The 24,016-nt window shown below is 39.5% G+C and carries 30 protein-coding genes; 17 read left to right on the plus strand and 13 right to left on the minus strand.

Going from position 1 to position 24,016, the window contains the following annotated elements:
* The 3 genes from nadD to L1283_RS09305 all read left to right on the plus strand — a co-directional run bounded on the left by nadD (nucleotide 1) and on the right by L1283_RS09305 (nucleotide 2,533).
* On the plus strand, nucleotides 1-576 hold the full coding sequence (gene nadD, locus L1283_RS09295; RefSeq protein WP_070562618.1) for a nicotinate (nicotinamide) nucleotide adenylyltransferase: 576 nt from the start codon (nucleotides 1-3) through the stop codon (nucleotides 574-576).
* A 301-nt stretch (nucleotides 577-877) separates the two neighbouring features.
* A complete protein-coding gene (locus L1283_RS09300) occupies nucleotides 878-1,633 on the plus strand; it encodes a hypothetical protein (protein ID WP_429626063.1) in 756 nt (251 codons plus the stop codon).
* Between the two features lie 60 nt (nucleotides 1,634-1,693).
* Nucleotides 1,694-2,533 carry an SUMF1/EgtB/PvdO family nonheme iron enzyme gene (locus L1283_RS09305; RefSeq protein ID WP_313672463.1) on the plus strand — a complete coding sequence of 280 codons (840 nt, stop codon included), beginning with the start codon at nucleotides 1,694-1,696 and terminating at the stop codon, nucleotides 2,531-2,533.
* A gap of 26 nt (nucleotides 2,534-2,559) precedes the next feature.
* Here the strand turns inward: L1283_RS09305 and L1283_RS09310 are convergent, their stop codons facing one another.
* Genes L1283_RS09310 through kduI form a run of 3 tightly spaced genes read right to left on the minus strand, consistent with a single transcriptional unit; the run spans nucleotide 2,560 to nucleotide 5,298 of the window.
* Nucleotides 2,560-3,324 (minus strand): SDR family oxidoreductase, encoded by a 765-nt coding sequence (locus L1283_RS09310; RefSeq protein WP_172462444.1) that lies wholly within the window; start codon nucleotides 3,322-3,324, stop codon nucleotides 2,560-2,562.
* A gap of 5 nt (nucleotides 3,325-3,329) precedes the next feature.
* Nucleotides 3,330-4,451 (minus strand): DUF4861 family protein, encoded by a 1,122-nt coding sequence (locus L1283_RS09315; protein WP_115046087.1) that lies wholly within the window; start codon nucleotides 4,449-4,451, stop codon nucleotides 3,330-3,332.
* 1 nt (nucleotide 4,452) lies between these two features.
* Complete coding sequence (gene kduI / locus L1283_RS09320; protein WP_429626064.1) at nucleotides 4,453-5,298, minus strand: 5-dehydro-4-deoxy-D-glucuronate isomerase; 846 nt, start codon at nucleotides 5,296-5,298, stop codon at nucleotides 4,453-4,455.
* A gap of 563 nt (nucleotides 5,299-5,861) precedes the next feature.
* Between kduI and surE the strand changes: the two genes are divergently transcribed.
* The 8 genes from surE (at nucleotide 5,862) to L1283_RS09360 (ending at nucleotide 14,129) form a co-directional block, all read left to right on the plus strand.
* The gene (gene surE, locus L1283_RS09325) at nucleotides 5,862-6,662 is read left to right on the plus strand and encodes a 5'/3'-nucleotidase SurE (protein WP_046672576.1); all 801 of its coding nucleotides are present in this window, start codon (nucleotides 5,862-5,864) and stop codon (nucleotides 6,660-6,662) included.
* Nucleotides 6,652-6,912 carry a hypothetical protein gene (locus tag L1283_RS09330; RefSeq protein WP_046672577.1) on the plus strand — a complete coding sequence of 87 codons (261 nt, stop codon included), beginning with the start codon at nucleotides 6,652-6,654 and terminating at the stop codon, nucleotides 6,910-6,912. Before surE ends, L1283_RS09330 begins: the two co-directional genes overlap by 11 nt.
* A gap of 48 nt (nucleotides 6,913-6,960) precedes the next feature.
* Entirely contained in the window at nucleotides 6,961-7,830 is an 870-nt protein-coding gene (locus L1283_RS09335) for a 1,4-dihydroxy-6-naphthoate synthase (RefSeq protein WP_429626065.1), read from the plus strand.
* Between the two features lie 257 nt (nucleotides 7,831-8,087).
* Nucleotides 8,088-11,375, plus strand: a complete 3,288-nt coding sequence (secA, locus tag L1283_RS09340; protein WP_112375175.1) for a preprotein translocase subunit SecA — start codon at nucleotides 8,088-8,090, stop codon at nucleotides 11,373-11,375.
* Between the two features lie 20 nt (nucleotides 11,376-11,395).
* Nucleotides 11,396-11,854 (plus strand): SPOR domain-containing protein, encoded by a 459-nt coding sequence (locus L1283_RS09345; protein ID WP_088159759.1) that lies wholly within the window; start codon nucleotides 11,396-11,398, stop codon nucleotides 11,852-11,854.
* 13 nt (nucleotides 11,855-11,867) lie between these two features.
* Nucleotides 11,868-13,058 (plus strand): M20 metallopeptidase family protein, encoded by a 1,191-nt coding sequence (locus tag L1283_RS09350; RefSeq protein WP_112375450.1) that lies wholly within the window; start codon nucleotides 11,868-11,870, stop codon nucleotides 13,056-13,058.
* A 7-nt stretch (nucleotides 13,059-13,065) separates the two neighbouring features.
* Nucleotides 13,066-13,644 carry a hypothetical protein gene (locus L1283_RS09355; protein ID WP_070562597.1) on the plus strand — a complete coding sequence of 193 codons (579 nt, stop codon included), beginning with the start codon at nucleotides 13,066-13,068 and terminating at the stop codon, nucleotides 13,642-13,644.
* Complete coding sequence (locus tag L1283_RS09360) at nucleotides 13,641-14,129, plus strand: GNAT family N-acetyltransferase (protein WP_286844807.1); 489 nt, start codon at nucleotides 13,641-13,643, stop codon at nucleotides 14,127-14,129. Before L1283_RS09355 ends, L1283_RS09360 begins: the two co-directional genes overlap by 4 nt.
* Before the next feature lie 9 nt (nucleotides 14,130-14,138).
* Here the strand turns inward: L1283_RS09360 and L1283_RS09365 are convergent, their stop codons facing one another.
* Nucleotides 14,139-15,443 (minus strand): M20/M25/M40 family metallo-hydrolase, encoded by a 1,305-nt coding sequence (locus L1283_RS09365; RefSeq protein WP_429626066.1) that lies wholly within the window; start codon nucleotides 15,441-15,443, stop codon nucleotides 14,139-14,141.
* Between the two features lie 247 nt (nucleotides 15,444-15,690).
* Here L1283_RS09365 and L1283_RS09370 point away from each other — a divergent pair, with 247 nt between their 5' ends.
* The 3 genes from L1283_RS09370 to L1283_RS09380 are packed head-to-tail and all read left to right on the plus strand — an operon-like array spanning nucleotide 15,691 to nucleotide 16,538.
* Nucleotides 15,691-16,005, plus strand: a complete 315-nt coding sequence (locus tag L1283_RS09370; protein ID WP_070562591.1) for a rhodanese-like domain-containing protein — start codon at nucleotides 15,691-15,693, stop codon at nucleotides 16,003-16,005.
* A gap of 1 nt (nucleotide 16,006) precedes the next feature.
* Nucleotides 16,007-16,306, plus strand: a complete 300-nt coding sequence (locus tag L1283_RS09375) for a hypothetical protein (RefSeq protein ID WP_046672585.1) — start codon at nucleotides 16,007-16,009, stop codon at nucleotides 16,304-16,306.
* A gap of 1 nt (nucleotide 16,307) precedes the next feature.
* Nucleotides 16,308-16,538 carry a DUF6358 family protein gene (locus L1283_RS09380; protein ID WP_070562589.1) on the plus strand — a complete coding sequence of 77 codons (231 nt, stop codon included), beginning with the start codon at nucleotides 16,308-16,310 and terminating at the stop codon, nucleotides 16,536-16,538.
* A 33-nt stretch (nucleotides 16,539-16,571) separates the two neighbouring features.
* Here the strand turns inward: L1283_RS09380 and gcvT are convergent, their stop codons facing one another.
* From gcvT to L1283_RS09410, 6 genes are all read right to left on the minus strand, one after another.
* The gene (gene gcvT, locus L1283_RS09385) at nucleotides 16,572-17,654 is read right to left on the minus strand and encodes a glycine cleavage system aminomethyltransferase GcvT (RefSeq protein ID WP_070562585.1); all 1,083 of its coding nucleotides are present in this window, start codon (nucleotides 17,652-17,654) and stop codon (nucleotides 16,572-16,574) included.
* Between the two features lie 80 nt (nucleotides 17,655-17,734).
* Nucleotides 17,735-18,553 (minus strand): DUF6929 family protein, encoded by an 819-nt coding sequence (locus L1283_RS09390; protein WP_429626067.1) that lies wholly within the window; start codon nucleotides 18,551-18,553, stop codon nucleotides 17,735-17,737.
* Nucleotides 18,547-19,239 (minus strand): pseudouridine synthase, encoded by a 693-nt coding sequence (locus L1283_RS09395; RefSeq protein WP_429626068.1) that lies wholly within the window; start codon nucleotides 19,237-19,239, stop codon nucleotides 18,547-18,549. The genes L1283_RS09390 and L1283_RS09395 overlap by 7 nt, the downstream gene beginning before the upstream one ends.
* A 1-nt stretch (nucleotide 19,240) precedes the next feature.
* Nucleotides 19,241-19,609 carry a DUF4359 domain-containing protein gene (locus L1283_RS09400; protein WP_070562579.1) on the minus strand — a complete coding sequence of 123 codons (369 nt, stop codon included), beginning with the start codon at nucleotides 19,607-19,609 and terminating at the stop codon, nucleotides 19,241-19,243.
* A 140-nt stretch (nucleotides 19,610-19,749) separates the two neighbouring features.
* Nucleotides 19,750-20,247 carry a DUF4112 domain-containing protein gene (locus L1283_RS09405; RefSeq protein WP_070562577.1) on the minus strand — a complete coding sequence of 166 codons (498 nt, stop codon included), beginning with the start codon at nucleotides 20,245-20,247 and terminating at the stop codon, nucleotides 19,750-19,752.
* Between the two features lie 2 nt (nucleotides 20,248-20,249).
* Nucleotides 20,250-20,966, minus strand: a complete 717-nt coding sequence (locus L1283_RS09410; protein ID WP_046672592.1) for an SIMPL domain-containing protein — start codon at nucleotides 20,964-20,966, stop codon at nucleotides 20,250-20,252.
* A gap of 162 nt (nucleotides 20,967-21,128) precedes the next feature.
* On the opposite strand from L1283_RS09410, the gene L1283_RS09415 reads away from it, so the two are divergent.
* Complete coding sequence (locus L1283_RS09415) at nucleotides 21,129-21,320, plus strand: cold-shock protein (RefSeq protein ID WP_046672593.1); 192 nt, start codon at nucleotides 21,129-21,131, stop codon at nucleotides 21,318-21,320.
* Nucleotides 21,321-21,495: 175 nt separating this feature from the next.
* Nucleotides 21,496-21,690: a hypothetical protein gene (locus L1283_RS09420; protein WP_046672594.1), complete on the plus strand. Its 195-nt coding sequence runs from the start codon at nucleotides 21,496-21,498 to the stop codon at nucleotides 21,688-21,690.
* Between the two features lie 151 nt (nucleotides 21,691-21,841).
* Here the strand turns inward: L1283_RS09420 and L1283_RS09425 are convergent, their stop codons facing one another.
* The 3 genes from L1283_RS09425 to L1283_RS09435 form a co-directional block, all read right to left on the minus strand.
* Entirely contained in the window at nucleotides 21,842-22,330 is a 489-nt protein-coding gene (locus tag L1283_RS09425) for a DUF805 domain-containing protein (RefSeq protein WP_201639939.1), read from the minus strand.
* 232 nt (nucleotides 22,331-22,562) lie between these two features.
* Complete coding sequence (gene recO / locus L1283_RS09430; protein ID WP_429626069.1) at nucleotides 22,563-23,285, minus strand: DNA repair protein RecO; 723 nt, start codon at nucleotides 23,283-23,285, stop codon at nucleotides 22,563-22,565.
* Entirely contained in the window at nucleotides 23,269-23,520 is a 252-nt protein-coding gene (locus tag L1283_RS09435; protein ID WP_046672596.1) for a hypothetical protein, read from the minus strand. Before L1283_RS09435 ends, recO begins: the two co-directional genes overlap by 17 nt.
* Nucleotides 23,521-23,737: 217 nt before the next feature.
* Here L1283_RS09435 and rpmB point away from each other — a divergent pair, with 217 nt between their 5' ends.
* Nucleotides 23,738-23,971, plus strand: coding sequence for a 50S ribosomal protein L28 (gene rpmB, locus L1283_RS09440; protein WP_046672597.1), 234 nt, complete (start codon nucleotides 23,738-23,740; stop codon nucleotides 23,969-23,971).
* The last annotated feature ends 45 nt before the right edge of the window (nucleotides 23,972-24,016 follow it).

The following is a 24,016-nucleotide window of genomic DNA, read 5'->3' on the forward strand; positions in this document are numbered from 1 at the left end:
ATGCGAAAGATTGGTTTGTTTTTTGGTTCTTTTAATCCGGTGCATATAGGGCATTTGATTATAGCTAACTATATGGCCAATTTTACTGGACTTGACGAAGTTTGGTTTGTGGTCTCTCCACAGAATCCATTTAAAAAGAAGTCCACCTTAGCAGACCCTTATGACCGTTTGGAAATGCTAAATCTGGCTTTGGAAGACTGTGATCATTTGAAAGTAAGTGACATTGAATTCCATTTGCCAATACCATCGTATACCATCGATACCTTAACGCATCTTAGCGAGAAATATCCAAACCGGGAATTTGTGCTACTTATGGGACAAGACAATTTGGAATCGCTGGAAAAGTGGAAGAATGCGGATATTATCTTGCGTGATTACCAGATTTATGTTTATCCTAGACCAGGGTTCGATAATGAAAAATTTAAAGATCATCCCGCTATCACGATGACCGACACCCCACTAATGGAATTATCCTCTACCTTTTTGCGAAATGCAATCAAGGAAAACAAGAATATTCAATTCTTTACACCTAAAAAGGTGATTGAATTTATTGATAAGAAAGGTTTATATTCTTGATATAAATGGAAGTAAATGAAGCATAATATCCCCGGGTTTTATTAAATCCGGGGATTTTTGTTTGTAGGTATCTCAAGAAAATATTAAGGAATAATTTTTGCAGGAATAATATTTCACTTTTAAGCTCAGATAAGACGATCTTTAATGAATAATTAAAATAGCCTGGAAATAAAAGCAATCATTCGTGAGAACCTGTTTTTTTACCTATCAGGCTTGTTTAGTTAGCGGTATGAGTCTCAAGTTTAATTCTGGGCTTTTTGGGGAGGTTTATGATAGAGAAAAATATATTAATTCGTATGCTATGAGAAAAATCGTTTTATTGTTTATGTGTTTCGTGTATTGGGGGACCGGTTTGGCACAGACGGATAGTGCGGATGACAATAGTCTTTTTATGGATCCTGCTGCTATTGAGCTGCGGAGCAAAATGACCATACCGCCTTACGGTTTGGACAAAGTAAAAGCATTAATTTCAACAATAATCCCCGAAGAAGATAAGGAAACAACAGATGCGGGAATAAATGCGATTTCAGCCGTTGATTTTAAAAAGCTAACGCTGCGTGAAAAGTTCACCTATACCATGATTCATGCCGAGCAATATGCGCAAAATTGTGCTATACCCGAGTACCAGACACAGATCGACAAAAAAATATTTGCTACATTATTGGAAGGCTTTAATGAATCCTCTTGGTCGCAAAGACAGACTGATTTTTTGCAGGAAAATAGGGATTCGGTGATGAAGCTTATTCAGGAATCTGTTGTCCGGAGCAAACGGATGGGGGTAAATTATAAGCATGCCATAGTGGAGATTAATGGCTGGCAGATGATCCCTTTTATTGTTGATTATGCCAAGAAAACACCAAAGGATAAAGATGCATTGACGTTGCTGTTATTACTGATGAAACGTGGTGAATACAGTGAATTTATAAAATCCAGTTCATTTAAAAAGTTGTATGGAGAGGACAGTAATTATTATTCGTATCTAAATTACAACAAAGAAAATGAGGCGCTGATCTTTAGTCGGGCGCTTAAATATTACGATGAGAAAAAAAGCAAGTAGTGAAGTTGGATTTTTAGTATTCGAAACGTCAAATTTGTATTATAACAAACGGCAAGGAGAATGAGGAAATTACTCTATTTGATAGGATTGATTGTTTTACATCTCCAATGTGAAGCCCAAGCTGGAAACTATATCCAAATTCCAGCTGGAGACTATCATTTGGGCGATACAGCAAGCTTAGATAATCCCAAAAGAACAGTGCATATCGAATCGTTCTGGATCTCGAAATTTGAGCTGACGAATGCCGAATTTGAAAAATTCGTTCAGGCAACGGGTTACAAGACATTAGCAGAACGCTACCATAATGCCATGGTCTTTGAGCCTGGCCTGGCGGAGTTTCGCTGGTTGCAGGATAGTACGGCCTATTGGCGCTTTCCGAATGGTGTAATTCGTGGCGGAATTGCGGCCAAGATGGATCACCCAGTTACCTGTATCTCTTATAAAGATGTGCTGGCCTATTGTACATGGGCAAATTGTAGATTGCCATCTTTTGATGAGTGGGAGGTGGCAGCTAGAGCCGGAAGCGAAGGCTATTATTTTGAAGGTTTCAGTAAAGAGAATATGGGCGATTATGCAAATGTATGGCATGGTAGAGATCATTTGAAAGCTGATTATTCCGATGGTTATCTCTATACTTCTCCGGTCGGAAAATTCAAACCCAATCCATGGGGACTTTATGATATCTTTGGTAATGTATTTGAATTTTGCACCGGAAAGCTCGAAAGAGATGGCGACCGCTCTATTGCACATGCCCGTGGAGGGTCCTGGTGGTGTAGTAAAAATAGCTGTGCCGCTTTTAATACCGTATATATAGGTTCAGTTAGTCCCAATGCATCTTTTAGTAATCTGGGATTTAGAATTGTAAAAAAAGCCTTTACTCCTGAGAATAAAGACTTTTAAAACAAACTCATCGTAAAGATTGACTTTTATCTTCCCATCCAGCCACCATCGACTGTTAGGATGGTTCCATGAACATAATCGGAAGCTTTTGAAGCGAGGAATACAGCTGGCCCCTTAAAATCTTCTGGAGTTCCCCAGCGTCCTGCAGGTATACGGTCCAAAATGGACTTTGAGCGTTCGGGATCGTCTCTCAGAGCCTCGGTATTATCCGTGGCGATATACCCCGGAGCAAACCCGTTTACGTTGACACCTTTGGAAGCCCACTCATTTGCAAAAGCCTTTACCATGGATCCTACGGCACCTTTTGAAGCGGCATATCCTGGAACATTGATGCCACCTTGGAAAGTTAATAAAGATGCTGTAAATACGATTTTTCCAGTTCCACGTGAAATCATGTCCTTTCCAATCTCGCGCGTCAATATAAACTGTGCATTTTGATTGATTTCGATGATTTCATCCCAGTATTCATCAGGATGCTCAGCGGCAGGTTTTCGAAGTATATTTCCGGCATTATTAAAAAGGATATCAATCGCAGGATGCGCTGATTTTACCTTTTCAATAAACGCGTAAAGCGCTGTCCGTTTGGCGAAATCACATTGGTAGGCATAGAAATTTCTGCCTAATGCTTTTACGGATTTTTCTACTGCGGAGCCTTCAATTTCCAATGACGCCGAAACGCCTATAATATCTGCCCCAGCTTCAGCCAATGCTTCGGCAATTGCCTTGCCAATTCCCCTTTTGCAGCCTGTTACCAAGGCTACTTTCCCACTTAAGTCAAAAGATTGCAGTATGGACATTATTTTGAATATTTTATTGTTAATGGTTGATCTAAATTGTTTTTGAATGTTTTTACATAAGACTGCCATTGCTCAAAATTCCCTATTTTGCCAGCTTTATTGAACGCAGCACCCGCAAAATAAACTAAGGGTTTATCATTTTTGACGGTGGTTGCCAGTAAAAATTGTTTTGGGCTATCTTTGAACACATACTTTACTTTTGGTAAAATAACGGCTGTTCCTGTAATTTTATCTCCTTCTGCAGGCTCCCAATAGGCTAAAATGCCATTCTTTACATCATTTAGAATTTGAGGTTTTTCCTCTTTTCTTTTAGCGATCCCCACAACAATTGGCGTAGCGGCAGCGGTTGTGTTTTTGATGGAATAGCTTATCTTGTTCAATTGACTCCCAGCGTCTAAAGAAACTGTTTTTTCGACTTGTAGCTGTTGACCCTTTACATTTTCCGGTTCATAAATAAGTTTGAATGTGGATCGTAGCGGACCATTGTCCAAGACCTCGTATTGACGATAATGCTTATGGTAAACGACCTGTTCGTCAATAAATGGCGTTGCATCGCCGACACCTAAGGTTTGTCCGACGGAATAATAATCTAATCCTTTGCCATGATCGGCATGATAGTCCCCAGTTTTATACCATTCGTCAACAATAAGATCATTGCTACGTTTTGCCCAGAAGTCAAAACCTTGCGCATCCTCAGAGCTGCCTTCTAAAGCTTTTCCATAGGCTCTAAACGCTGCAATATCGTTTTCCCATGCAAAGTCATCTTTGCGTTCAGGGACGTATCTTGCATAAGTCTTTGGGGTGACAGTTGCGGGTTTATTTCCATTAACCCCAAAGGTTGTTGAGCTTCTAGGAGCAACGGTTATTTGAATCAAAATATTTTGTGCCGTCGGTTTTCCTAGTTTTTCAAGCTGATAGGCCAGTTCCTTTTTATCCTTGTCCACAATAGTAAATACACTGTTTTTTAATGCGAAGTGTTTTTCAAATGTAGTATAAGGGATACTGATCAACTCTGTTCTTGCGCTATCGGAAGAGTTGTTTACAGTAATGGTTTTGTTGTTCTGCGCAAAAGCAAGTGTTGAAAGCCCTAGCGCTAAACTCAATACGAGTGTTTTTTTCATATTACTTCAATTCTGTGATGGCACATTTGTCCATATCATCATAATCTAAATTTTCACCTGCCATTCCCCATATAAATGTATAATTGGACGTTCCTGCTCCTGAGTGAATTGACCATGGCGGTGAAATTACAGCCTGATCGTTGTGTATCCAAATATGGCGGGTTTCATCGATAGGTCCCATAAAATGTGATACAGCCTGACCTTCAGGTAATTCAAAGTAGAAATAGACTTCCATACGACGATCGTGGGTGTGGGATGGCATTGTATTCCATACAGATCCGGGTTTTAACTCAGTCATGCCCATCTGTAATTGGCAGGTTTGTACCACTTTGTTCAATAACATCTGGTTGATCGTACGGTGGTTGGCAGTTTCCAATGAACCCAATTCTAGTTTATTCGCATCTTCTTTCGTTACCTTTTTAGTTGGATAGCTGCAATGTGCAGGTGTAGAGTTTAAATAGAATTTTGCTGGTTTTGCAGCATCCTGGCTTGAAAAATAAACTTCCTGAGCACCTTGACCGATATAAAGGGCTTCTTTGGTATTGAGATCATAAATAATGCCGTCAACTTCGACTTGACCGTTCCCACCGACATTGATAATACCCAACTCTCTTCTAGAAAGGAAGTAAGGTTCTTTTAATAATGCGGGAATGGTGTCTAATTTGATTTTTGAGCTTACAGGCATTGCTCCACCGGCCATATAGCGATCGTAGTGGGTATAGATAAAATTAATTTTGTCTGCTTCAAAAACTGTTTCAATTAGAAAATTCTCCCTTAATCCTTGTGTATCTAAAGTTTTGTATTCCTTTGGCCCTATTGCATAGCGGGATTCAAAATTAATGCTCATAACTGAATTATTATTTTTGTTTGAATGCTAAATTTAGGGCTAATATTTGTCAATTGCGATACAATCTTACGCAAACGATGTCGTAGTGATCGGTTGGTTTTCCGAAAGCGGTAGCAACTTTAAGATAATCGACATGGCTATTATGACTGCAATATACTTCGACCAAATTCTACTTAATAACAGTTTTTAACCAATTTTTAAACAGTAATCAGTCAGTATTCCTTCAGTGTTCACTGAACAAGCACTGAACAAGCACTGTCAAAACATTGAATTTGGTCATCATCTGATCCTCATTTGATGCACCCAAATCTCATCGCTCTTTTCCAACTTCCATGTGTTCGTTTGAACCGCTGTTTTCCACAGTTGCTTTTACTGTTTGGCGTCCTAATGTGCGGCCTTTGCAGATAATAATTACCTGTTGTGTCAATATTATTTACATCTCGGTTTCAGATTTACTAACTTCGTGTATGGTAAAGAAGAAATTCCCATATTCTAAACGCATAAACACGGACCGAGAGGACTGGGGGTCCCTTATGACCATCTAAAAAGCAAATTATTTACATATGAAACCCAATATTTTAGTTGTTAACGATGACGGTATTACAGCGCCAGGTATTAAGGTGCTGTTGGAAGAGATGCAGAAAATCGGAAATGTAGTTGTCGTTGCTCCTGATTCGGCACAATCTGGAATGGGGCATGCCATTACACTTGGTAGGCCACTACGTTTGGATAAAATCAATTTATATGAAGGGGTTGAAATGTACCAGTGTTCAGGAACGCCAGTAGATTGTGTAAAACTTGCTGTAAATAAAGTTTTTAAAGGGCAAAAGCCCGATATATGTGTATCGGGGATCAATCATGGGCTCAACAATTCAATCAATGTTTTATATTCCGGTACGATGTCTGCTGCGGTAGAGGGGGCCATTGAAGGGATTCCTTCTGTGGGGTTTTCGCTTGATAATTTTTCTCACGATGCGGATTTTAGCTATTGCAGACCCTACGTGATTTCTATTGCCGAGCAGGTGCTGGCTAACGGTCTCCCTAAAAATACATTGCTGAATGTTAATTTTCCCCAAACAGCAGGTTTTAAAGGTATTAAAATTTGCAGACAGGCAGGAGGACATTGGGTAGAAGAATTTGATGAACGTATTGATCCACACAATCGTGATTATTATTGGACAACGGGTAAATTTGTCTTGCAGGACAGAGGAGAAGATACCGATAGTTTTGCATTGGCCAATGGTTATGTATCTGTCGTTCCGACACAGTTCGATATGACGGCACATCACGCCATTCCAGAATTGAATTCATGGAGCTTTGATCATTTGGGAAATACAAGGGGAGGCGATAAACGTGAAAAATAATAGCTGGATCGGATTGGGTATCGGTACTGTATCTCCAGTATTGGCTTATATTTTAGTACGTTTTACGGATCTTGAACTTCATTTTTTACCCGAGAAGCCTATGGCCATCTACACTATAGCTGTATTGGTTAATTTAGTGCTTTTACGTTTTGCGTATCGATCGGGGAAAGATCACCTGGGAAAAGGAATTATTGCAAGTACTTTTTTGGCTATGATACTATACCTGATCACGCATAGAATTACAGTTTGATTAAAATTCATAAACCCCATCTGACCGACGGGAAAAATTTTGTACAACATGAAATTAACATTAGGATTTTCTCCATGTCCAAACGATACATTTATTTTTGATGCATTGATTCATCATAAGATAGATACCAAAGGACTGGATTTTGAGGTGGAATATCAAGATGTGGAGACCTTGAACCTGAAAGCTTTTCAAGGCGATCTTGACATTACCAAGCTGAGCTATCATGCCTTTGCCTACGCTGTTGAAGATTATGAGTTGCTCGATGCAGGGAGTGCTTTAGGATTTGGTGTAGGACCTATGCTGATTACGAAGGATCCGAAATTAGCAAAATTGCTGCAGCAAAAATTAGATCGGGCCGAAAGTTTAGATGGGTTTGATCAATTGAAAGTAGGGTATCCAGGGAAATATACCACGGCTAATTTTTTGTTAAGCCTGGCATTCGCCGAATTAAAAAATAAAGTAGAACTTGTTTTTTCGGATATTGAAGGAGCTTTACTGGATGGATCCATCGACTTAGGGTTGATTATTCATGAAAATAGGTTCACCTATGCCGAAAAAGGACTGCATAAGGTGGTGGATCTGGGTGAGTATTGGGAGAAGACGACAAAATTTCCGATTCCTCTTGGAGGAATTGTCGTAAAACGTAGTCTGCCACAAGAAGTGAAGGAGACGTTGAATACGATTTTGAAAGAAAGTGTAGAATTTGCATTTGCCAATCCGAAATCTGGGCTTGAATTCATTCGTGCACATGCACAGGAAATGAGTGAAGAGGTGATGTACAAGCATATTGAACTTTATGTCAATAAATATTCAGTAGCATTGGGGCTTGAAGGACGTGATGCAATTACGAAGATGTTTGAAAAGGCACAGGAACTGGGATTCATTCCGCATTCAGACCGTAAGTTGTTTTTATCATAAATTGACTGTCGGTTTAAAGCTCATATTGCTCAGAAAAACTTCACGTCAAGATGGCGTAAAAGGGGATAAATAGGTAGAGGATTCTTGCAGGCTGTAAGGAACTGACATTTTCAATAAAAATAACGTAAAAAAAATGGATGTAAGCTGTTAGATATCATATCTAATAACTAAATTTGCCCGATTAGTGTCAAATTGTCTGCAATTTTACTTTGGAGTCATTATTGTACAAAATCTTAAGTTGAGATAGAAAAAAAATTATGTTAAAGTTTTTAAGTAAATTATTTGGAAGTAAATCCGAGAGAGATATCAAGGGAATTCAGCCTGTGGTAGACCAAATCAAAGCTGAATATGAGAAGCTTTCAAATCTAACCAATGACGAGTTACGTGCCAAGACCGTTGATTTCAAAGAAAGAATTAAAAATTACCTAGCCGATATTGACCAAGAAATTGACACGCTTAAAAAAGAAGCGGATCAAGACGAGGACGATATGGCAAAGAAAACTTCTATTTACGAGCAAGTGGACAAATTGTCCAAAGACCGTGACAAGAAGTTGGAAGAGGTATTGAAGGATATTTTGCCGGAGGCATTTGCCGTGGTAAAAGAAACTTCAAGACGTTTGACAGAAAACGAAGAATTAGAAGTTACTGCCAACGATTTTGACAGAGAATTGGCTGTTTACAAATCAAACGTTATCATCAATGGTGATAAGGCGATTTGGAAAAACAAATGGATGGCTGCAGGTACTGAGGTCACTTGGAACATGGTACACTATGATGTCCAATTAATCGGTGGTATTGTATTGCACAGTGGTAAAATTGCCGAGATGGCAACCGGTGAGGGTAAAACGTTGGTAGGAACATTACCGACCTATCTAAATGCTCTTTCTGGTCAAGGCGTACACATTGTAACGGTGAATGATTACCTTGCTCGTCGTGACTCGGAGTGGAATGCTCCGTTATTTGAGTTCCATGGGCTATCTGTTGACTGTATTGATAAACATCAGCCGAATTCCCCGCAACGTCGTAAAGCTTATCAATCGGATATCGTATATGGTACGAATAACGAGTTTGGTTTCGATTATCTACGTGATAATATGGTTCAGACTCCGGACGCATTGGTGCAAGGAAAATTACACTTTGCCATGGTCGATGAGGTTGACTCCGTATTGATTGATGATGCCCGTACACCATTGATTATCTCAGGTCCGATTCCTCGTGGCGATCAACACGAATTCTACCAATTAAAACCACGTATCGAGCGTTTGGTGCATGTACAGAAAGCGTACATCAATACCGTCTTGAATGATGCTAAAAAAGCGCTGGCGGCAGGTGATTCTGACGTTGAAGGCGGCGGTTTGGCATTATTAAGAGCGTACAGAGGTTTGCCTAAAAATAAAGCATTAATCAAGTTCTTAAGCGAAGGCGCTAATCGTTCGATCTTACAAAAAGTAGAAAACTACTATATGCAAGAGCAAAATAAAAATATGCCTAAAGTAGATGCAGAACTTTATTTTGTGATTGATGAAAAGAACAACCAAGTAGAATTGACAGAAAAAGGTATCGAGTTGATTACAGCAACAGGTGAAGATCCTTCATTCTTTATTTTACCGGATGTTGGTACTGAGATTGCCGAAATTGAAAAGTCTTCGTTGACTTTGGAAGAAAAGGCAGCTCAGAAAGAAGATATGTTGCGCGATTATTCGATTAAAGCAGAGCGTATCCACTCGATCAACCAGTTGTTAAAAGCATATACCTTGTTTGAAAATGATGTTGAATATATCGTTGATGAAGGTAAAGTGAAAATTGTCGATGAGCAAACAGGTCGTATCATGGATGGCCGTCGTTACTCAGATGGTCTGCACCAGGCGATCGAAGCAAAGGAGAATGTGAAAGTAGAAGATGCGACACAAACTTACGCAACGATTACATTGCAAAATTACTTCCGCATGTACCACAAACTTTCGGGTATGACGGGTACAGCGTCGACAGAGGCCGGTGAGCTTTGGGAAATTTATAAATTGGATGTCGTAGAAATTCCGACAAATCGTGGAATCCAACGTGATGATCGTCAAGATTTGATCTATCGTACGGCCCGTGAAAAATACAATGCTGTAGCTGAAGAAATCCAACGATTGACAGAGCAGGGACGGCCAGTATTGGTCGGTACCACATCGGTTGAAATTTCGGAGTTATTGAGCCGTATGCTTCAATTACGTAAGATCAAGCATAACGTATTAAATGCGAAGTTACACCAAAAAGAAGCTGATATCGTCGCTGAAGCTGGACGCCCAGGACAAGTAACCATCGCGACGAATATGGCTGGTCGTGGTACGGATATTAAATTGACCGAAGAAGTTAAAAAAGCTGGTGGTCTTGCCATTATCGGTACCGAAAGACACGAATCTCGTCGTGTTGACCGTCAGTTACGTGGTCGTGCCGGTCGTCAGGGAGATCCAGGTTCTTCGCAATTCTTCGTTTCTTTGGAAGATAACTTGATGCGCTTATTCGCTTCAGAGAGAATCTCTAACATCATGGTGAAAATGGGTGTTGAAGAGGGCGAGGTGATGCAACATAGTATGTTGACCAAATCCATCGAACGCGCACAGCGTAAAGTGGAGGAGAATAACTTCGGTATCCGTAAACGTCTATTGGAATACGATGATGTAATGAACTCCCAACGTACCGTAATTTATTCGAAACGTAAAAATGCTTTGTTTGGAGAACGTTTAGACGTGGATTTGAACAACATGATTTTTGATGTAGCAGAAGAAATTGTCGTTGAAGCAAAAGAGCAAGGTAATTACGAAGATTTCCAAATCGAAGTAATCCGTATTTTTGCGATCACACCAGAAATTACAGCAGAAGAATTTGCACAGGGTAAAATTGAAGGCTTGACTGATCGTCTTTTTGAGCATGCAATTAACGCTTACCACCATAAAATTGAGGCCGTTGGTGCTTTGACAGTTCCTGTATTGAATAATGTGTATGCGGAAAGAGGTCAGATCGTCGAAAATGTCGTTATTCCATTTACGGATGGTATCCGTGGCATTCAAGTTTCGGCGAATTTGAAAAAAGCCATCGAAAGCAACGGTAAAGAAGTTTTCAAATCTTTTGAAAAAGGAATCGTATTGGCATTAATCGATGAGGCTTGGAAAGAGCACCTGCGTGAAATGGATGATTTGAAACAATCGGTTCAAAATGCTGTTTATGAACAAAAGGATCCGATTATCATTTATAAAATGGAGGCATTTGATTTGTTTAAATCGATGTTGGCTTCAATGAATAAGGATGTCGTTAGCTTTATTTTCAAAGGAGAGATCCCTGGTCAAGAACCGACTTCTATGCAAGCGAGACAAGTACAGCAGGCTCCAGTAAAAACGATTGAAACGAAAGCTGAATTGGCTTCGCCTACAGGTGTGAGTGAGGAGGATGTGAATGAAGGTCCAAAAGAACCTGTTCGTAACGAGAATACTGTTGGACGCAATGACGAATGTCCTTGTGGTTCAGGAAAAAAATATAAAAATTGCCACGGCGCAAATAACTAATCGATAAGAAAGGTTAAACTATGCTGAAGAGAGGATTGATTTTCATACATGCACTTGTGTTGTTTGCGCTAGTTCAGGTAAACGCACAAGAAAAAGGTGGAGTAATTGTAACCAAAGATTCATTGATTACACAGCTTCAAAATTTCAGGGCAGCTATGGGGATCAATCCTGTCGAAAGCAAAGCGACAGTAGTTCCTGCTAAACCCGTTGTCCGCTCAGCGGCGACGCGGGTCAAAGTAAGGGGATTCCGTGTACAGATCTTTGCTGGATCGAATCGGAATCAGGCCTTTTCGGAGCAGACACGTTTCCGAAGTATGTATAAAGATATTGATACTTATATCACCTATGATGAACCCAATTATCGCGTCAAGGTAGGTGATTTTAGAAGTCGCTCTGAAGCAAATGCCTTCATGCGCGAGTTACGTCAATATTTTAGCAACGTCTTTGTTTTTTCAGAGAACGTTTTTGTATATCAATAAATCAATCAACCTTATGGCAAGTACGAAAGAAAAAGTCCTGGCCTTAGCTCATCAATATTTTGAAGATACGGTTTCCAACCGTAGACATCTTCATCAGAATCCTGAACTTTCCTTCGAAGAATACAATACCTCGGCATTTGTAAAAAAGCAATTGGATGAATTGGGAATTCCTTATGAGGCTAAAGCTGATACGGGGATTGTCGCTTTAATCAAAGGTGACCTACCCTCAGATGAAGTTATCGCGTTGCGCGCAGATATGGATGCTTTACCAATTCAAGAAGTGGAGGGGCGTTCATATGGTTCCAACACCCCAGGAGTGATGCATGCCTGTGGCCATGATGTACATACCTCCTCACTTTTGGGGACAGCTAAAATATTGAATAGCCTAAAAGCCGAATTTGGAGGAACGATCAAATTGATCTTCCAGCCTGGCGAAGAGCGCTTGCCAGGAGGAGCTTCCTTAATGATCAAAGAGGGCGCTTTGCAGAATCCTGCCCCCTCAGCCATAATAGGTCAGCATGTGATGCCCTTTATTGAGGTAGGCAAGGTTGGTTTCCGTGAGGGAAAATATATGGCTTCCTGCGATGAACTGTTTATGACAGTCAAAGGCAGGGGCGGGCATGGTGCGCACCCGCATCAAAATATTGATCCAATTGTTATTACAGCACAGATCATTACCGCTTTGCAGCAGATTGCTAGTCGTTTTGCAGATCCACGTACACCGACTGTGCTATCTTTCGGAAAGATTATGGCCAACGGAGCTACAAATATTATTCCCGATCAGGTTTATCTGGAAGGTACGTTTCGCACATTTGATGAGGAGTGGCGTGCTGAAGCACATGCGCGCATGGTAAAGATTGCTGTGAGCATTGCTGAAAGTATGGGAGCGACTTGTGAATTTGAAGTCCGTAAGGGCTATCCTTTTCTAATCAATGAGCCCCAATTGACTAAAAGTGCACGGACATTTGCAGAAGAGTATCTCGGCAAGGAAAATGTGGTAGACTTAGATCTATGGCCTGCCGCGGAGGATTTTTCCTATTATTCACAAGAAATTAATGCTTGTTTCTATCGTTTGGGTACAGGTAATGCAGCACGTGGTATCTCTTCAGCTGTCCATACGCCGACCTTTGACGTGGATGAGACTTCTTTGGAGATTAGTACGGGGTTGATGGCATACATTACCTTGCGTAGGCTCGGTTATTAAATTATATATGTCATCTCATCACATTGTTCGAGAGAATCAGGAACCTGCATTACTGATTGAAGACCTTTTCCTCATCGACGAAGAGGGCTTGGGGCAGCTGCTGGAATGGAGCCCCACAATTGTCATTGAGGCGGAAACTATCGATTTATTGGATGCGCGTGGTTATAAGTTCGATATCGTTTTTACAAAAAAATCCATTAACGATTCACAGGAAAATTTAAAGATCATTTCCTATGATAATGATTTTCTAAAGACGGCTATAGAATACCTGATAGCACATCAATACAAAGCGGTGAATATCCTGACTGATCAGCTTGATGTGGCTTATTACCAGCCCTATCTGGAGCAGATTAATATTGTGCTTATCTCTAAAGGAGTTCGCTATTGTTTTGTGACAACAGGCTTCACCAAATGGAAGCCTACAGGGGAAAGAATCCGAATTGAGGGGCTTGATGCTGATGAAAAAAACACGCACGAAGGCTTGATTAAGATCAATGACAACGAATACGAAATGGAAAAAGACGGCTTATTTGTCCTTAAATTTTCCCATATAAAATACATTTTAATAGGAGAAAAGATTGCATGATAACAATAGAATTGGCAGAACAAAGCGATATCAGAAGCATTTCAAATATGGCGCATAGTATTTGGCCTGTTACTTATGGAGAGATACTTTCACAAGATCAAATTGACTTTATGCTCGAAAAAAGCTATACCGTTGAGGGACTTGCAGAAAGTATGGTTAATGGCCAATTTTTTTATGTCTTGAAAGAAGATGGTATCGGTCAGGGATTTATTGCCTTGCGAACTCTTGAGGATCGTATACGTATTGAAAAGCTTTATTTGATGCCCAATGTGCAAGGAAAAGGCTTCGGAAAGGCGCTGATAGACTTCGCTTCAGAAAAAACCATCTTAAAGGGTAAAGGGATTCTTGAATTGAACGTAAATAGAAATAATCCTGCTTACCATTTCTATTTGAAGCAGGGCTTTGAGGTCATTGAAACGATTGATATTCCTTATTATGATTATGTGCTAAACGATTATGTCATGCAAAAAGAAGTAAAAGCTTAGGCCTGTCGCCTAATCTTTTAGTTTTTCGACCCGTGAAGGTGTTTGTTTGCCTGTTACAATTCCGGAGGTGCCTATGGCGATCGCTTCTATACTGGAAATGATATTCTGAACATTCAATGTAGACACTTCATCTTTTACGGTATGGTAATATTCATCCTTATCCATTTGGGATGTTGAAAATGAATGCGCAGGCACACCTTTGGCTGCCAATACCGCATTATCGCTTCGATAAAAGAGATTTTGTTTGGTATATGGATCAGGATAGAATCGGAAATTTGTATTTTTTAAATTTTCCTGCATTAATTCACCAAGATTCGACTGATCGTATCTTGTAATATACACTGTATTGGGACCGAATTTGGAATCTTTTCCGATCATTTCCATATTGATCATAGCGACTACCTGGTCCGCATTGATATGGTTGGAAAAATATTTTGAGCCATACATGCCCAGTTCTTCTGCCGTAAAAGCGACGAAAATAAGGGTCCTTTCATTATTATTTTGTTTTTTGTAGTAATCTGCCAGGGTTAACATTGCGGTCACACCTGAGGCATCGTCATCGGCGCCATTGGCAATAGAATCTTGGCCTACTGCCTGAAGGATGCCAATATGATCGTAATGTCCCGAAAAGATAACGTATTCGTTCGGTTTACTTTTCCCGGGGATGATTCCTGCCACGTTAAACAAGGGGAAATTTTGAAGCTTCCGTTCAATATGAATTTGAAAAGTTTGGGGTTTCTCCGCTGTTAAAAGGTAGACAATTGATGGTTTTTGTTTGGAGGGGTCCTCTATAAATTTAGGAGAGTTGAGCATTTGACCAAAACGCACAAAATAGCTTTCAAAGGAGGGGTCTACCAATACAAGTGTATTTTCTTTGGCTAGAGAATGTTCTCTAAATACTTTCGCAAAATCATCGCCCGATTTTATTTCGACGATGTTAAGGCTACTTCGATTATCCCACTGTAAATCAACGTGGTTTCCAAGTGAAATAACATGGTCAGCTGGGATCAGCTGCTTATTGATGGTTGCGGATTTGCTTACCGGAGAGATTTTATCCAATTGGAATGTTTGCCTGTAATTTTGTTCTGCGTAGGGGCTAAGGCCTATTCTCTTCATTTCGGCAGCGATAAAATCTGCAGCTGGTTCGATGTCTTTTGTCAAAGCCGATCTCCCACGCATATCGTCAGCGGCTAGGGTATTGAGTATGCGGCTCACATCTTGGCGTTCCTGCTCGGAAATAACTTGCTGTCCATAGCTTACTGCCGAGAGTGCAAGTAAAGATATAGACAGTATAATTTTAGGTATTGAATTCATATAAAGCTTAGTAAAGTCTGGGTGAAGATAAGGAAAATTCTACAAGCGAATTGTGCAGACAATAAACTTCCTAAAATGATCCATTTCAAATGATCCGATGACAGGCAAAACCCATCTAAGATTTCTAATGCCGTTAATACACTAAAAATTGAGGCTACTCTTAGCAACATCGACTGATTTTGAGCATCCAGGAAAGCGAACACTTTCGGAAAAAATGTAGTATATTTGACTATTAAATTGTTTGAAAATGAAAGAAGTATCTGTACAAGAATTAAAGAATAAAATCGATAACAACGAAGATTTTCAGTTGATAGACGTTCGTGAATCCTTTGAGTATGAAGTATCCAATTTAAATGGATTGAATATTCCACTTTCAGGTATACTGATCGAAGCTGATAAGATTGCGAAAGATAAACCTGTTATCGTACAATGCCGTTCTGGAAAACGTTCTGCACAGGCGATTATGTTATTGGAACAACAGGGTTTTGACAATCTTGCAAATTTAAAAGGCGGAATTTTAGCTTGGAAAGAGGAAATCGATCCAGAGTTAGACGTTTATTAAGATGAAAAATTTGGAGCATCAGACTAAGCAAGCTTTCTTGTTTAGTCTTGCTTTTTATAGCGTAGCTATTTTAGCGCGATTATTTAACCTTGGTATATTCCCCATATTAGGTAGCCTTTCCATTCTATTGTCTCTCCTATGGGTAATATTGGTTCTACGGGAAATCATGCTTTCGAGGACAATTTCTAACACAGAAAGGATGCTGATGGCTTTGACGATTGTTTTATTAAACATTGTTGGTGGAGCATTCTATTTCTTTGGCGGATGGAGACAGCGGGTATTGGGATTAATAAAAAAGTGATATGTTAAAGTATTTTTTTCTAAATATAGTGTTGAGTTTGGCTATTGTATTTTTAGTTTACAGTGGTTTTGAAGGGTATAAGGCCGGCAACATGCTGGTAACGGGATTATCCATCGCCTTTTTGGTGGTTTTGATCTATCTCCGTGTTGTTTTAAGCAAACGGGTTCGATCACTTATTCAGCAAAAAGAAAGCGGTAAACAACAACTTATTACAAAACAAAAGAAGAAGTAATAAAAAAAGCCTGCTTTAAGCAGGCTTTTTTTATTACTTCACAAATGGTGGTTTTGTTACTTTTGCTTTTATTTTTTGATTACGGATCAGAATGAAGATCTCGGTGCCGTCTTTTGAAAAGGCTGTGTCCACATAACCTAAACCGATTGATTTTTTCAATGTTGGTGATTGTGTACCTGAAGTCACACGTCCAATTACATTTCCATCAGCATCAACAATTTCGTAATCATGACGAGGAATGCCTCTGTCAATCATTTCGAAACCAACGAGCTTTTTCTTTAGACCAGCTTCTTTTTCCGCTTTAAGCGCCGCAGAATTCACAAAGTCTTTTGTAAACTTCGTTACCCAGCCTAAACCGCCTTCTAAAGGAGAGGTATTATCGTCGATGTCATTTCCGTATAGGCAGAAACCCATTTCTAGACGTAAAGTATCACGGGCACCTAAACCAATAGGTTTGATTCCATAAGCTTTACCGGCTTCGAAAATAGCATCCCATACTTTTTGGGCATCTTCATTGGCCACATAGATTTCAAAACCTCCAGCTCCCGTATATCCTGTTGCAGAAACCAACACATTCTCTACGCCCGCAAATGTACCTTTTGCAAAGGTATAATATTCCATTGGAGCTAATTCGATGTCGGTAAGCGATTGAAGTGCATCTGCAGCCTTAGGACCTTGTACCGCGAATAAGGAGGTTTGATCAGAGATATTCTTCATCTCCACACCAGCTGTATTGTATTTGGAGATCCAGTTCCAGTCTTTCTCAATATTTGACGCATTCACAACCAAAAAATATGTCTTATCGTCTATACGGTATGTTAGGAAGTCATCAACTACACCGCCAGTTTCATTGGGGATATAAGCATATTGAACTTTGCCATCGTATAATTTTGACACATCATTGGAAGAGATTTTTTGAAGTAGATCCAGGGCTTTTTCCCCTTTTAGGATGAATTCACCCATGTGGCTTACATCAAAAACTCCTACACCTGTGCGAACTGTTTCGTGCTCATCATTGATGCCTGTGTATTGTACGGGCATGTTGAAGCCTGCAAAGGGAACCATTTTTGCTCCTAAAGCAATGTGCGTCTCCGAAAGGGCAGTATTTTTTAACATAAAAATTAAGTTTTAATCAGCTACAAATTTAATAAAATATACGTGATTCCTCACTGTGAATCCATTTTAGAACAATCGATTTAATTGCTTACCCGGAGCGAATAGATGGTCATATGATCATCTTCGCTATCGGTATCTTCACATAGTAGGAACATTAGGCCATGGGCAGTTTCCTCTTTCAATGTGATTCCTTCAAATTTATGCTTTTCGGGAATTTCGAATGTCTCGGGTTTGCCGGAAAGATCGGAAGGTATTTTTCCAAGGAGGGAACCACTGATCTCTCCATCCAGATAAGTCGATTTTGCATTTTCGGCGGTAGCAATAAAATAGATTTCATTTCCAACCAGGGTGGCATCTGAGAAACCTGTCGAGATGCCATTGAGCTTGGGTAGTTCAATCGGGATACAGCGGGATTGTTCAGCAGCAAGCGGATGATACTCTAAAATGGCATTTATGCCTTTAGGGCCATTTCCCCGGTTAAAAAATAAGATCTTATCTTTTAAATGAACTACGCCTTCAATATTGAAGTCTTCTTTGGAAATATTGAATTTTTCCATTAAGGAAGAATAGATGTTACTGTAGTCTTCCTGAAGGACTGTTTTGCCGTCCCAAATAAAACGAGTGTTTCTGTTTGGGGTAGAACCAGAACCATAGAGATAATAGCGGCTTCCATCGAAAGTGATCGATTCCAAATCCATTTTAGCTGCTTTAGCCCTATTTTCCATTGGATCAGACTGCCGTAGTGCCGTTTTTGACAACTTTTGGTCTGTGATACTATAGCTGTAGATATAATTGCTATTGTCAGAAACGATATGTATCTGCCTGTTCTGGTAGACGATACCGGAAGCTGCGGTAATACCGGATATGCTGATAATGGCTTCGAGAATCAATTTTAACATATCGCGTTGAGGTTTAATATTTCCAATACCCGGATGAAATCGGGTTGTAGAGGCGCTTTGATGTGAATATCGTCGCCCGATAATGGATGTTTAAAGGTCAGTTCCGACGCATGCAATAGCATGGTATCCATTTGGTAGGCTTCTTTCCAGAACCTGTTTTGTTTGTTGCATCCGTGCGGACGATCGCCGATAATGGGATGAAAGATATGTGCAAAATGGCGACGTAACTGATGCATACGACCCGTAATTGGGTTGGCTTCGACGAGACTGTATCGTGCTGTCGGAAATTTTCCGAAGGGAACGGCCAACTCGCCTTGAGCAAGTAAGCGAAAAGATGTTTGTGCTTCCTGAACGGTGCCATCGTCCCTTTTTAAGGGATAGTCAATCAGGCCTTCTGCTGGCGCGAAGCCCCTCAGAACAGCGAGGTATTTTTTGTCGATCTTACGCTCCTGAAAACTTTTTTGTAAGTATTGGTCCGTCTCCTTATTTAATGAAAATAACAGAATGCCTCCGGTCTTCCGGTCCAAACGATGTGCGGGATAAACGGTTTTTCCTAATTGGTCCCGAAGGAGCTGTAGGGCAAACGCTGAAGCATCGCGCGCAATAGCAGATCGGTGCACCAATAGTCCATGTGGTTTATTGATTGCAACGATGGATTCGTCTTGATAAAGTATTTCTAAAGGCATGTTAAATCTTTTTCAATGCAGCAATAATTTCGTCGGCCTTTTCATCAATTTTTGGGCTCAGCCAGATGTATTTAAAAGCTCCGCCACCGATAATCTGTTCTGTACCCTGCCATTTTATTTTGGTTAGCGAAAACAAATAGTAGTTGTCGACCACAACGGAACTTTGGATAAATTTATCGACGATGTCATTTCCGAAGAGCTGCATCCCCAATCCGAAAAACTCTTGATCTTTCGCATGAAGCTGGCTTTTCAATAGCTGTTCAGCTTTCGCGCGTACAACCTTTTCGTGTTCCTCTTTGCTTGGGTTAGTCAAAATTGCGGCCAGCATGATGACGATCAAAATCAGTGCAAATATTCTTTTTTTGCTCATTTTAAATTTGAGATTAAGTTCTGGATGTCATAACACGATGACTATCGCGATCAAAATTATTAAATAGATATTAGATATGGGCAACTGTTTTAAGAGAAATGCGAAGGATTCTGCCCTATAGGTGAAGCAAGGAGGTTTATTTAGGATCCGAGGGTATTCAATAGCGAGAATGCCCAAGAGAATAACGTCCAGATAAGATAAAATGTAACACCGATGAATAAGAAGAAGACCGTTAGAATACTGATGATTATACCGATACCCGAGCCTGAATGCTTGCCTTCGTAGTAATGTTGTCGTAATAATTTGATGTTCTTTTCATTGGCCTTGCTAAAAAAATCAAAAAAGTTTCCGAGGAAAGGAATGCTACCCAAAACAGCATCAATCGAGATATTGAGTAACATGCGTATGACTAATTTTGGACTGGCGCCGTTACGCCACATGGCTATGACAAGAACCAGAGAGGTTCCGAAGCCCGCTATCGCGCCACCTAAGGGGATGAGATTCAAGACTGGATCAAGTCCGAAGCGAAAGTTTCCAATCTTGAATTGATTATCCATTAACCAAGATATTCGGTCAATCCAACCGAAATCTTGGTCAATTTGTTTTAATTTATCTGCTGGAGTTTTTTCCCTATGCATGATTACAATAACTCAAATGAAGCGCTGATTTCACTCGTAACTTTCATCGGTCTGATATTTAAATCTAACCCACTGTCACCAGCGCTGTCTGCTGCTTCGGCCATAGCACCTTTATACATGGCATTACGCATCATCGGTTGTACGCCAAATATAATTTGTTGTGGTGTTTCAGATAATACGATCGCTTTACCAATTTTTTGGCCTGCGGCTTCTGCCAAAATTTGAGCATTGACTTTTGCATCCAATACCGCCTTGGTTTTTAAACTTTTTTCCAACTCCTTTTTCTTTGAATAATCATATTCGCTAATATAGGTGCTTTGGATACCGGCTTTGTCAACACCGTCTAATAGTTGGCCCAAATTGTTCAAGTTGGTTACCTTAATACGGTATTGTCTGGAGAGCAAGATATCGGTGTCTTTTTTCTTTTTATCCGGAACATTATAGCTCCAGATATTCTGGATGGTAAAATCTTCTTTTTTTACACCCGCTTTTGTCGCCGAATCGAACAGATCTTTTTCTAGCTTTTCTATTGCGGCCTTTTTCTTCGTGTTACCGTTCTCATAAAACTCTTTTAGGGTAACATCAATATAGATAATATCTGGTGTTACTTCTTCTTCTGCACGGCCTACCGTAGATACAAATTCTTTATTAACCATTTGTTGCGCGTTTACTTGGGTCATCAAACCTAAAAAGGCTAGTCCTAATAGTATTTTTTTCATATTTTTCGTCTTTAACTTTTTATAATAATACGATTGCCATTATCGCATTGCTACAAGATTGGAGCCAAAGTTTATGAAAAAGTTTAACGGATAAAAAAAATAAAAAGGTTAAGATTTTTGATTTTATTTCTCTACCTTTAGGGAAATTAATAATATAGTGCCATGCAAGAAGGTAAAGTAAAATTCTTTAATGAGACCAAAGGTTTCGGTTTCATCATCCCTAACTCAGGCGAGAGCGAAATTTTTGTTCACGTTTCTGGATTAGTAGACAAAGTTCGTGAGAATGACAATGTATCTTACGAAGTTGAACAAGGCCGTAAAGGTCTTAATGCGGTAAATGTAAGAGTTATCTAATTAGATTCAAGATATATTTATTGTGAAAAGGCCTATGCGAACAGCATGGGCTTTTTTATTTTATGGGAAATCTGGCTCTTAGAAAAGGATATTCTGCGACAGGGCGTGTTTACTTGCTTGAGTAAATAATTTGGACTGATAATTGTAATAGGATATTTAAAAATAGTTAGTGAAGATGAAACGTATTCTAGTATTGGGGCTGTCTGTTGTTATTGCGCTATCCATGTCGGCCTGTTATTCTGCCCATCATCACCATGGTCATGGCCGTGGTCCGAAAAGAATGCCTCCTGGGCATGCTAAAAAATACTATGGTGAGCAGTCGGCACGTGATTTTGCTCCGGGACAACAAAAGAAAAAACACAGACATTAATTTTTTATTGGATTGCATTCGACGAGCGTATACATGTTTGTAGGCTATCGAATATTTTCTTTTGACGACCATTGATGTGGTATAGAGAAGAAGCAAAATAATATAAAAAAAGCTTTCACAATTGTGAAAGCTTTTTTTATGCTGTTAGCATCTAAGCAAAAGGATCTTTATCAGGTGCTGGTGGCGTAGGATTTGATGGTTGTGAACTTCCAAATGGGTCCTGTGGCCGAGAAGAACCGAAGGGATCTTGGCTTTGAGTAAAAGGATGATTTGTTACGTTTTCCATCCCTTTGGGATCTGGACCATATTGATTTGAAGCCTTGTCGCCTTCCAGTACCAATAAGTAAAGCAGGTAGATCCAACCAATAAATGGAATCAATGCAACTAATATAAACCAGCCTGATTTATTGGTGTCATGTAATCTTCGGACCGTAACGGCTATTCCAGGAATTAGTAAAGCTAAACTTACTAAACCTGAGACATACGTAAATAAGCTTGCAATTTGTCCAAGTATTGCAAATATTGCGCTAATGATGAGATTTGCAAGGAAAAACATCCAATATTCCTTACGGCGAGCCCTTCCTTCAAAGTTGGCATAGTTGTCTCGAACAACCTTTAAAAAGTTTTCTTTAAGTTCCATATTTTAAGACTTTTTTAGGTGAAAATGATGCTAGTAAATCAAAATGTTATTTCAATTTTTTTACAATAAATGTACCAAGAATTTATCCGAGAGATCAATTATTATAAAAGGGTAAGTGTTTGGAAGAGCTACAGTTGCTGCGCTTGCGCAAAAGAATAGCCGCGTTCATCCGCCTGTTTTGGATCTAAAGGCAGCATAGAATTCGCTTTCAAAGGAGAAAGCTGTGCGTAGCTTATCTAAATATTTCTTCGAGTATATAGAGCGATTTTATTTCTTTAAAATTTGTGCGGTGGAGACGATAGAAGTCGAGCACTTTTTCCAGCAGGAATTGTCGATCAGAAGCGGTCATTTTTATGCGGTCACAATTCGAATATTCGGATTCGATTAAATTTCTGAAAATTGACGTATGTGGTTCCTGTAATACAAGCGGGTGTTCAGGAAGGCTATCGGAGAAGGTAGCTTCATGAAGATTAAAATAAGGGTGGGCCTGTTTTGATTCAGCGGGATAAAACCCGAGAAAGCGGGTTAGCTTGATTAAAAAAACAAGATGGAAATTGGCCAGATTTAAATGCGTTTCATCTAGCCAACGTACAGACTGATGGATGAATTCAAAAAGATAATCGTCATTTTCTTGTTCCTTCAGAATTTTATAGAGTATTTCATTCAGAAAAAGTGCGAGCGAGCTTTTAACAATATCATAAGGTATTTCTTGCAAGACAGGGACTTGACGCGCTTCGGAGATCCGCTGTAAAGAACCATTATCTTTATGTGTAGCGACAATTTCCAGTAAATGTAAGGGTTGAAGAATATTGGCCTTGATCTTTGCTTTAGGCTTCCTTGCGCCCGTGATGAGATAGGATTGCATCCCAAACTGTTCGGTGTAGAGCTGCGCAACAAGGCTACTCTCCGAATAGTTGGTTGTTTTTAGGACAATACCCCTAGTTTTGATCAGCATCTCCTTCTTTCTCTTTTTTATGCGATTCTTCGCGCATCTCCATAATGGCATTTCGGTCTACTTTACGAATCATGCGATAGATCAAAGTCAGGACACCGATACTAAATACAATAACTCCGACAAGCATAGCAAGTTTATACCAGTTGGAGCGTTGTTCCATGAGGTAATATCCTAAGATTACAAGTACGACACCAATGATTATTTCCCTTAAGCCCTTGCGAAGATATTTGTTCATAAATGTGAATTGTTGAAAACTATTTTTCTTTACAGAGCAAATATAATACAATAAAATCCTTTATTTTTGCCCTTACCCTTCCTGTGTAGAACTATTTTTAAAAATAATTCCAATTATCTTGTTGCTTATCCAAAAAAAAATATAGATATTTGCAAACTCTTTGCAGAGAGTGCAAAGGATTAACATATTGTAATAAAGACAACAAAAAAATAATATCATGTCAAGAATTTGTGATTTAACAGGCAAAGCGGCGTTAACAGGAAATAACGTTTCTCACTCAAACGTTAAAACTAAACGTAAATTCTATCCAAATTTACAAACGAAACGTTTTTACATTCCAGAAGAAGATCGTTGGATTACGTTGAAAGTATCTACTTCTGCTATCAAGACTATCAATAAGAACGGGATTACAGCAGCGATCAATAAATTTATCGTTAAAGGGTCAATCTAATTGATTGTCGCGCCTGTTACATTAAGATTATTCATGAATTTCAAT

It is taken from the genome of Sphingobacterium sp. HSC-15S19 (genome assembly GCF_050433745.1).
Lineage (GTDB): Bacteria > Bacteroidota > Bacteroidia > Sphingobacteriales > Sphingobacteriaceae > Sphingobacterium > Sphingobacterium siyangense.